Source organism: Amycolatopsis sp. SID8362 (assembly GCF_010550475.1).
In the GTDB taxonomy this organism is placed as follows: domain Bacteria; phylum Actinomycetota; class Actinomycetes; order Mycobacteriales; family Pseudonocardiaceae; genus Amycolatopsis; species Amycolatopsis eburnea.
In genome coordinates this window covers 1-3,629 of the sequence record NZ_JAAGNB010001228.1, presented here as the reverse complement: position 1 = coordinate 3,629, position 3,629 = coordinate 1, and the positions used below count along the sequence as shown (strand labels likewise).

Here is a 3,629-nt window from a genome sequence, read left to right as displayed (position 1 = left end):
CACCCAGCGCGCGCAGGCGTTCGGCTTCGCGCTGACGGCGCTGCGGGTGTCGCAGGGCCTGGGCGTGGTGCTGGCCGGGCTCGCGGCCGAGCGCGTGGCACCGCACGGGGTCGTCGCCGGCGCGGGCGCGATCGGCGTGGTGGCGGCGTTCGGGGCGGCGTCGTTGTGGCGCCGGGCTCCCCGGTGACCGGCTCGATCAGCCGGTCACCGAGTACGGCTCAGCGCCGAGTCCAGTCGGTGGGGCACTCGGGCAGAGCTGGCGAGACGCCGGGGCGGGTCCAATCCGTCGGGAGCTCGCGGACGGTCCAGTCGGTGGGCAGTTCGCGGGCGGTCCAGTCGGTCGGCAGCTGCCGCGGGGTCCAGTCGGTCGGGATCGCGCGGGTCCAGTCGGTGGGGAGCTGCCGCGTCCAGTCGGTCGGCCGCTGCGCGCGGCGGCGGGACGGGACGATGTTGTTCGCGGGCAGGAACTGCGACATGGTTTTCTCCTGTTCGTGAGGGATCTTGCACGGTGCGTGACCGGACGGTAGCCTGACCGGCCTAGTGACACACCGCGTTCATTCGATTACAGTGACGATTTCCGCGAAGAGTTCCGTCCTGGGAAGAGGGGCGTTTCGTGGGATTGTCCGGGTCCCAAGGGCGAAAGCCCAGCTCAGAACGTCCACGATCAGGTCTCCGTACGTGGGCGATGTGGAAGCTGGCCACTCCGGTGTTCGGCTACGTCCTCGTCGTCGACGCGCTGGCGCTGATCGCGGTCGCCGCGACGGCGTCGCTCGTGCCGATCACCGCCCAGTCGATGCTCTGGTGTGGACTGATCCTCGCGGGCGAGGTGGTGCACCTCGAAGCGGCGCAACGCATCGAGCGCATCCGCGAGCTGGCCGCCGACGGCAGGCCGCACATGCACCTGCAGTCGATCTGGATCTTCGCCGGGCTGCTCCTGCTGCCCCCGCCGCTGGCCACGCTCGTCATCGTCGTCAGCTACGCCCATTCCTGGGTGCGCGTTTACCAGCGCCGCGGCGTGATTCACCGGAAAGTGTTTTCCGGCGCCACCGTCATCCTCGCTTGTTTCGCCGCGGGCGCCGTCCTTTGGGCGGGCACCGGGCACCTCGCGCCGTACGTCCCCCATCTGGACGGCTTCGGCGGGATGACGGCGCTGCTTGCGGCCGGCCTCGTGTACTTCGGGCTCAACTACGTGCTGGTGATCCTCGCGATCCTGATGAGCAACCCGGGCAAGCCGCCGCGGCAGGCGTTCGGCAACCCGTCCGACGTGCTGATCGTGCTGGCCGCGGTCGGCGTCGGCTGCGGCATCGCGCTGGTGATGACGGTCCGGCCGTGGCTGCTGCCGGTGCTCATGGTGACGCCGGTGGCGCTGCACCTCGGCCTGCTGCTCCCGCAGTTCCAGGCCGCCGCGCGCACCGACTCCAAGACGGCGCTGCTCGCGCCCGAGTTCTGGGTCCAGCTGGCCCGCAACGAACTGGCCCGCGCGGCGGAGCTGTCGTCGACGGCGGGCGTCCTGATGATCGACATCGACCACTTCAAGGCCATCGACGACGGCAACGGCCACCTGGCGGGCGACGAGGTCCTCCGCGCGGTCGCGGCGGCCATCCAGAGCTCCGTCCGCGGCGGCGACTACGTGGGCCGCTTCGGCGGCGACGAGTTCGTGGTCCTCCTCCCGGGCACGACGAGCGCGGAGATCGCGGCGATCGCCGACCGCATCCGCACGGCGATCGCGCGCATCGAGGTCCCGGTCCCGGTGATCCGCCCGGGCAAACCCGAGGTGATCTCCGGCCTGACCGCGTCGATCGGAGCCGCGGTGTACCCGGAAACGGCCAAGGACTACACGATCCTGCTGCAGGCAGCGGACGACGCGGTCTTCGAGGCCAAGGCGTCGGGGCGGGACCGGGTGGTGCTGGCGGCCGCCCGCAGCGAACTCACCCGTCCCGAAATCCCCGACGTCCTGTGAAGCCCTACGGCAACGTCGCCAGCGAAGCTTCGAGGGTCGCCACGGACAGCTCGTTGTCCACCATGTCGCCCGCCAGGTAAGCGCCGTACGCCGGCAGGTCCAGGTGCGCGTGGCCGCACAACGCCGTGAGGATCACCTTCTCCTCACCGGTTTCCTTGCACCGCAACGCTTCCTGGATGCACGCCGCGAGCGCGTGCGTCGGCTCCGGCGCCGGGATGATCCCCTCCGACCGCGCGAACCGCACTCCCGCCGCGAAGCACTCCTGCTGGCCGACGGCGAGCGCCTCGATCAGGCCGAGCTCGTAGATGTGCGAGATCAGTGGCGACATGCCGTGGTAGCGCAGACCGCCCGCGTGGATCGGGTCCGGGATGAAGTCGTGGCCGAGCGTGTGCATCTTGAGCAGCGGCGTGAGCCCGGCCGTGTCGCCGAAGTCGTAGGCGTACTTGCCGCGCGTCAGCGTCGGGCACGCGGCCGGCTCGACCGCGCGGATCACCGGGTCCATCCGGCCGGCCAGCTTCTCGCGCAGGAACGGGAAGGCGAGCCCGCCGAAGTTCGAGCCGCCGCCGGTGCAGCCCACGAGCACGTCCGGGGTGTCGCCGGCCAGCTCGAACTGCTTCAGCGCCTCTTCGCCGATGATCGTCTGGTGCAGCAGCACGTGGTTGAGCACGCTGCCCAGCGCGTACCGCGCGTTCGGGTCCTGCGCGGCCTGCTCGACGGCCTCGCTGATCGCGATGCCGAGGCTGCCGGTCGAGTCCGGGTGCTCGGCGAGGATGGCCTTCCCGGACTCCGTCAGCTCCGACGGGCTGGGGTGGACGGTCGCGCCGAACGTCTCCATCATCAGCTTGCGGTAGGGCTTCTGGTCATACGACGCCCGCACCTGCCAGACCTCGCACTCGAGGCCGTACTGGGCGCAGGCGAACGCGAGCGCGCTCCCCCACTGGCCGGCGCCGGTCTCGGTGGTCAGCCGGGTGACGCCCTCCTGCGCGTTGTAGAACGCCTGCGGCACCGCGGTGTTCGGCTTGTGCGAGCCGACCGGGCTGACGCCTTCGTACTTGTAGTAGATCCGCGCCGGGGTGCCGAGCGCCTTCTCCAGCCGCCGCGCGCGGAACAGCGGCGACGGGCGCCACAGCCGGTAGACCTCCCGGACCTCCTCCGGGATGTCGACATAGCGATCGGTCGTCACTTCCTGGGCGATGAGCGCCTGCGGGAAGAGCGGCGCCAGGTCGTCCGGCCCGACCGGCTCGCGCGTGCCGGGGTGCAGCGGCGGCGGGGGTGGCTCGGGCAGGTCGGGAACGACGTTGTACCACTGCGTCGGGAGATCGTCTTCGTCCAGGATGTACTTGGTGCGTTCGGCCATCGCGCCTCCTAGGTCGGTCTCCCAACTTAGGACGCGACCGGGGCGAGAGCCAGTACGGTGACCCGGTGGGGAACTTGGTCCTGCTCGACGCTCCGTCCAACCTGGGTCTGCGCCCGCCGGCCGAGGGCGCGGTGCCGGGCTGCTACAAGACGCCGGGAGTGCTGCGCGACCTGGGCATCCTGGGCCGGCTGGGCGCGTCGGACGGCGGCGTCGTGACGCCGGGGCGGTACGTGGGCACCTGGCAGCCGGGCGACGGCGTCCGCAACGCGGCGGCGATCGCGTCCTACACGCGCGCGCTCGCGGCCCGGATCG

General features: G+C 71.2%; 3 protein-coding genes and 2 pseudogenes. 3 read left to right on the top strand and 2 right to left on the bottom strand.

From position 1 onward, the window contains the following. A pseudogene (locus G3I65_RS38300) lies at nt 1-187 on the top strand (MFS transporter); the annotation flags it as partial. A gap of 31 nt (nt 188-218) precedes the next feature. Here G3I65_RS38300 and G3I65_RS38295 read toward each other — a convergent pair. Beyond that, the gene (locus G3I65_RS38295) at nt 219-476 is read right to left on the bottom strand and encodes a hypothetical protein (RefSeq protein ID WP_160700424.1); all 258 of its coding nucleotides are present in this window, start codon (nt 474-476) and stop codon (nt 219-221) included. Between the two features lie 209 nt (nt 477-685). Here G3I65_RS38295 and G3I65_RS38290 point away from each other — a divergent pair, with 209 nt between their 5' ends. After that, the gene (locus tag G3I65_RS38290; RefSeq protein ID WP_160700423.1) at nt 686-1,960 is read left to right on the top strand and encodes a diguanylate cyclase; all 1,275 of its coding nucleotides are present in this window, start codon (nt 686-688) and stop codon (nt 1,958-1,960) included. 4 nt (nt 1,961-1,964) lie between these two features. On the opposite strand, the gene G3I65_RS38285 is transcribed toward G3I65_RS38290, so the two are convergent. Continuing rightward, on the bottom strand, nt 1,965-3,317 hold the full coding sequence (locus tag G3I65_RS38285; RefSeq protein ID WP_160700422.1) for a TrpB-like pyridoxal phosphate-dependent enzyme: 1,353 nt from the start codon (nt 3,315-3,317) through the stop codon (nt 1,965-1,967). 65 nt (nt 3,318-3,382) lie between these two features. Between G3I65_RS38285 and G3I65_RS38280 the strand changes: the two are divergent. Continuing rightward, nucleotides 3,383-3,629: pseudogene (locus G3I65_RS38280) on the top strand (arginase family protein); the annotation flags it as partial.

What these genes read in the sequence shown, in the direction of transcription:
- G3I65_RS38285 (WP_160700422.1), bottom strand. Translation starts at nt 3,317, where the DNA reads ATGGCCGAACGCACCAAGTACATCCTGGACGAAGACGATCTCCCGACG.
- G3I65_RS38295 (WP_160700424.1), bottom strand. Translation starts at nt 476, where the DNA reads ATGTCGCAGTTCCTGCCCGCGAACAACATCGTCCCGTCCCGCCGCCGC.
- G3I65_RS38290 (WP_160700423.1), top strand. Translation starts at nt 686, where the DNA reads ATGTGGAAGCTGGCCACTCCGGTGTTCGGCTACGTCCTCGTCGTCGAC.